The organism is Arthrobacter sp. 2YAF22_2 (assembly GCF_052114645.1).
In the GTDB taxonomy this organism is placed as follows: Bacteria; Actinomycetota; Actinomycetes; order Actinomycetales; family Micrococcaceae; genus Arthrobacter.
On record NZ_JBFRFD010000277.1, the window covers coordinates 1 to 4,940 of the forward strand.

Sequence of the window (4,940 nt, forward strand, 5' to 3'; positions counted from 1 at the left end):
CGGTACAAAGAATCGGCGCCGTCACTGATGAGGCGGCGGGCCATCGACGGCGGGATCGGGCCGTGACCGTCCAGCGTCGCCGGTTCCTCCGTGCAGCCGAGCAGGGACATGACGGGAACGGTGATCAGGACCTGGGCCCGGGGAGACGGCACACCCCCGGTCAGAGCCATGCCACCGTCGCCAGTTGCGCCGTCAGGCGTGCGGGAGTCAGCGCCGCCGCGCAGCAGCCACGTCGAGGCGACGTCGGCGCGGAGCTGGGTCAGGGTGCGGGGCTCCGCCGGGCCTTGCAGGCTGCGGGCGGCAGCGGTTGCGCGTTCCCAGATCCCTGCGGCGGTATCGGCAGGCAGGTAGGCGGATAGCCAGGCCATGCCGTCCCGGTCGGGGCTGTATTCGATCCGCCGGTTCTCGGCACTTTTGGCGTGGCGTCTCTCGATGCTGACCGTGTGGTGACGTTCTCGCCAGGCGCGTGCCTTCGCCCGGAACCGGCCCGGGACGAGCTCCCCGGCCGGGCATCCGCGGGCGGGGTTGGGCGCGTCGGGGTCCAGGAAGTGCGCTTCCAGCGCGGCCGCACTCGCCGGGTCCAGAGTCGCAGTTTCGTCCACGACGATCCTGGCGTGCTGCCAAGAGATCGTTCCGGCCTGCAGGGCTCGCAGGGTCAGCGGCAGCGCCGCCGTCAAGGTCCGGGCTTCGGACATCAGCGCCCCCGCGGCCCGTTCGCTCACGGTCAGGACGCAGGCGAGCTCGGAGACGGTGGCCATCTCCCGCGCGGTGCACTCCTGCGGGGATCGCGCCGGCGGCGCCAGGGCGTCGGCCACCCGGGTGTACTCAGCGGTCAGCCGAACCTTCAACGCCGCCATCCGAGCCTCCCACCGGGCGGCCTCGGCCAGGGCGTCCAGGCAGTCATCCGCCAGTCTCCGCAGCGGATCGGTGGGCTCGACTCCTTCGTCAATAAGAGCATCCAGAGCAGCAGCGGACGCGGTGACGGCCGCCAGGGCCTCCCGGATCTCCGCACTCCAAGCCGCTCCGCTCTCCATAACCCCACACTAGAAGCAGGCACCGACAATTAACGAAGCGACCACGACTAGGTTCAGACACACCGCCGCCGAGCGAAAAGCAAGGTGAGGATGAGGGGAAGTTGGGCCGATGGCCCGGAGCAGCCGGCAAGCGGCCAACAACGGCGTCCCTCGCCGAGGCGCCTGCGGCTCAGCCTAGCGCCCTTGGGTGCGCTGCGGCATAGATTTCCCGCAGCGTGTCTGCCGTGACCAGCGTGTAGACCTGAGTGGTGGTCACGGAAGCGTGGCCCAGGAGCTCCTGTACGACGCGTACGTCCGCCCCGCCTTCGAGCAGATGGGTGGCGAAGGAGTGCCGCATCGTGTGGGGCGAGACGTCCTTGGTGATGTTGGCTTTCTCCGCCGCGGCCTTCAGGATGGTCCATGCGCTTTGCCGGCTGATGCGGCCGCCCCGTGCATTGAGGAACAGCGCGGGGGTGCCTTTGCCCTTGGCTCCCAGCAGCGGCCGGCCGCGAACCAGGTAGGCGTCCAAGGCCCGCGCGCCGAAGGATCCCAGCGGCACCAGCCGTTCCTTCGAGCCTTTGCCGAACAGTCGGACGATGGCGGGGCCCTCACTTCCGGGACCGGCGCTGCCGGGTTCCCCGTCCCCCTGCAGCGAGATATCGTCGACGTCCAGGCCGACGGCCTCGCTGATGCGTGCACCGGTGGAATAGAGGAACTCGAGCAGGGCCCTGTCACGGAGACCGGTGGCTGTGTCCGTCCCGACTGCTTCCAGGATGCGGGTGACCTCGTCGACCGTGATGGCCTTGGGCAGCCGTTTGCCCGGCATCGGCGGGTGTACGTCACTGGCAGGGTCGGTCGGGGTGACACCTTCCAGCGCCCAGAACTTGTGTAAGCCACGGACCGCGACGACGGTCCGGGCTGTCGAGCGCACGCCCAAGGCGGAGCCGCCGTCGGACCCATCGGCGAGGGCCTGGACGAAAGCAGTCACGTCGCGCCGGGTGATCTCTTCGGGGCGGCGTCGTCCGGCCGCGGCGAGATGCCGGGCGTAGCGGGCAAGGTCCCGCCGGTAGGCGGACAGGGTGTTGGCGGCGAGACCGCGCTCCACCCCCATGTGCTGGAGGTAGTCGGTCATCGCCCGGTCAACGGCGGTCGGTGGCCGGGCAGCCGACGGCTGGGCGGGAGCTCCGACTGCGGCCGGTTCGACGGCGGGCGGTTCGGCCGCCAGCAGCCCGGTCATCAGCGCTGGCTGGGGTGGGCCGGCCAGAGCGCGTCGCCCGGACGGAGGCCCCGGAAATCGTCGGCCCTGGCCGCGGCGGCGGCGAGGATCCCGACGACGGCGGATGGGTTGTGCAGGCGCCCTTCCAGCACTGCCCGGACCGCGTCGTCGAGCGGAATCCAGTGCAGTTCGATTTCGGCTTCCTCGTCGGTGCGGACGTGCAGTTCGTGGCCGGGGACGTCGCTCAAGTCCCGGGCCAGGTAGATGCGGATAGCTTCGCTGGAGGAACCAGGTGAATTGAAGAAGTCGGACAGCACGTCCCAGCGCCCAGCCACGAGATCGGCTTCCTCGGCGAGCTCCCGGGCCGCCCCAACAACGAAGTCCTCACCCTCGACATCAAGCAGTCCGGCCGGAATCTCCCAGAGGGCCATACCGACCGGGTGCCGGTATTGCTTGATCAGCAGGATCTCGCCGTCGTCGTTCATCGGGAGTACGGCCACGGCGCCGGGGTGGTCGATGTAGTCGCGGACCAGGGGCTCGCCGTCGTCGTTCAGCTGGAAGCTGTCGCTGACAACATCCCAGATCCGGCCTTGGTAGACCTTCTCCGAAGACAAAAGACGGCGCGGGCTCGGCTCATCCGAAACCTGCCGTGCAGCATTGGGGGTCTCAGGCTTACCGGGCATCGCGCCGTCCTTTGATTCAGTTGGTAGTTATTTGGACTCTACCGGAGCCGACTTGGCAGCAGCCTTGGCAGTCCCCGCTGGCTTGGCGGGGCCGTGCTGGTGGTCCAGGGCGGCCTTGACCAGTCCCGCGAACAGGGGATGCGGGCGGGTCGGCCGTGAGCTTAGCTCCGGGTGCGCCTGCGTGGCAACGTAGTACGGGTGGACTTCACGGGGAAGTTCCACGTACTCCACCAGCTTGCCGTCGGGTGAGGTTCCGGAGAACACCAGGCCCTGGGCGGCGATCTGCTCGCGGTACTTGTTGTTAACCTCGTAGCGGTGGCGGTGGCGTTCGCTGACCTTGGTGGTGCCGTACGTTTCGGCGATAACCGAGCCCTCGTCCAGCTTGGCTTCGTAGAGGCCCAGGCGCATGGTGCCGCCCAGGTCTCCCCTGCCCTCCACGATGTCGAGCTGCTCTTCCATCGTGGCGATGACCGGGTACTTGGAGTCCGGTTCGAATTCCGAGGAGGACGCTCCTTCGAGGCCAACCACGTTGCGGGCGTATTCAATCACCATGCACTGCAGGCCCAGGCACAGGCCGAGGACCGGGAGCTTGGTTTCGCGGGCGTATTTCAGGGCGCCAAGCTTGCCTTCGAGGCCGCGGATGCCGAAGCCGCCGGGAACGCAGATCGCGTCCACGCCGTCCAGGGACTTGACCGCACCTTCGCGGGTTTCGCATTCGTCCGAAGGGACCCAGCGGATCTTGACCTTGGTGTTGTTGGCGAAGCCGCCGGCACGCAGCGCCTCGGTCACGGACAGGTAAGCGTCAGGCAGGTCGATGTACTTGCCCACGAGGGCAATCTCCACCTCGTGCTTGGGGTTGTGAACCGCGTCGAGGAGCTTGTCCCAGCTGGTCCAGTCGACATCCTTGAACGGCAGGTCGAGGGCGCGGACGATGTAGGAATCCAGGCCCTGGGAGTGCAGTGTCTTGGGGATGTCGTAGATGCTCGGTGCGTCCGGGCAACCGATGACGGCGTCGATGTCGACGTCGCACATCCGGCCGATCTTGTCGCGCATGGGCTGCGGGACTTCGCGGTCCGAACGGATCACAATCGCTTCGGGCTGGATGCCGATGGAGCGGAGCGCGGCAACGGAGTGCTGCGTGGGCTTGGTTTTGAGCTCCTGCGAGGGACCGATGTACGGCACGAGTGAGACGTGCAGGAAGAACACATTTCCGCGGCCGATGTCCTGGCGGACCTGGCGGGCGGATTCGAGGAACGGCTGCGACTCGATGTCGCCTACCGTGCCGCCGATTTCGGTGATGATCACGTCGGGGGCGTTCTTCACCTCGGCCGGCAGCCGCATGCGGCGCTTGATTTCATCGGTGATGTGCGGGATGACCTGSACSGTRTCSCCGAGGTACTCGCCGCGGCGTTCCTTGGCGATGACCGTGGAGTAGACCTGRCCGGTCGTGACGTTGGCCGAACCCTCGAGGTTTTCATCGAGGAAGCGCTCGTAGTGGCCGATGTCGAGGTCCGTCTCGGCGCCGTCGTCGGTCACGAAGACTTCGCCGTGCTGGAAGGGGTTCATCGTGCCCGGATCCACGTTCAGATAGGGATCGAGCTTTTGCATTGTTACAGACAAGCCGCGTGCCCGCAGGAGGTGACCGAGGCTCGAAGCCGTCAGTCCCTTACCGAGCGAGGACGCCACACCACCGGTAACGAAGATGTGTTTGGTCGTCTTGGACGAGCCCGGAAACCGGGAATTTACACGGGAATTTGATCGCTGCACCACGGAATTCGAGCCTATCACCATTTCGGCCCTCCTAGCGTCCATTGATCATTGCCTCGACAAAACACCGCTGTGATCGTCATCCCAGTCCCGGCCCGGCCTGCGGCGGCCGAGCCCGTCCCGTCCCGTCCCGGCAACGACGACGGTCCCGGTTACGCCTGTTGCGGCAACAGCTTGGCGTCGTCCAGGAGCTCCTGGGCGTGTGCGCGGGCCGACTCGGAGTCCTCCTGCCCGGCCAGCATGCGGGCCAGCTCCCGGACC

General features: G+C 67.3%; 4 protein-coding genes. All 4 read right to left on the minus strand.

The window, feature by feature from the left end:
* Positions 1-1,034 (minus strand): DUF222 domain-containing protein (locus tag AB4Y86_RS12020; protein ID WP_441402456.1); only part of this gene is annotated, 1,034 nt, incomplete at its 3' end.
* 169 nt (positions 1,035-1,203) lie between these two features.
* Positions 1,204-2,145, minus strand: a complete 942-nt coding sequence (gene xerD, locus AB4Y86_RS12025; RefSeq protein WP_441402458.1) for a site-specific tyrosine recombinase XerD — start codon at positions 2,143-2,145, stop codon at positions 1,204-1,206.
* A gap of 104 nt (positions 2,146-2,249) precedes the next feature.
* Positions 2,250-2,912 carry an NUDIX domain-containing protein gene (locus tag AB4Y86_RS12030; protein WP_441402457.1) on the minus strand — a complete coding sequence of 221 codons (663 nt, stop codon included), beginning with the start codon at positions 2,910-2,912 and terminating at the stop codon, positions 2,250-2,252.
* 27 nt (positions 2,913-2,939) lie between these two features.
* Entirely contained in the window at positions 2,940-4,700 is a 1,761-nt protein-coding gene (locus tag AB4Y86_RS12035; protein ID WP_441402459.1) for a CTP synthase, read from the minus strand.
* Positions 4,701-4,940 lie beyond the last annotated feature (240 nt).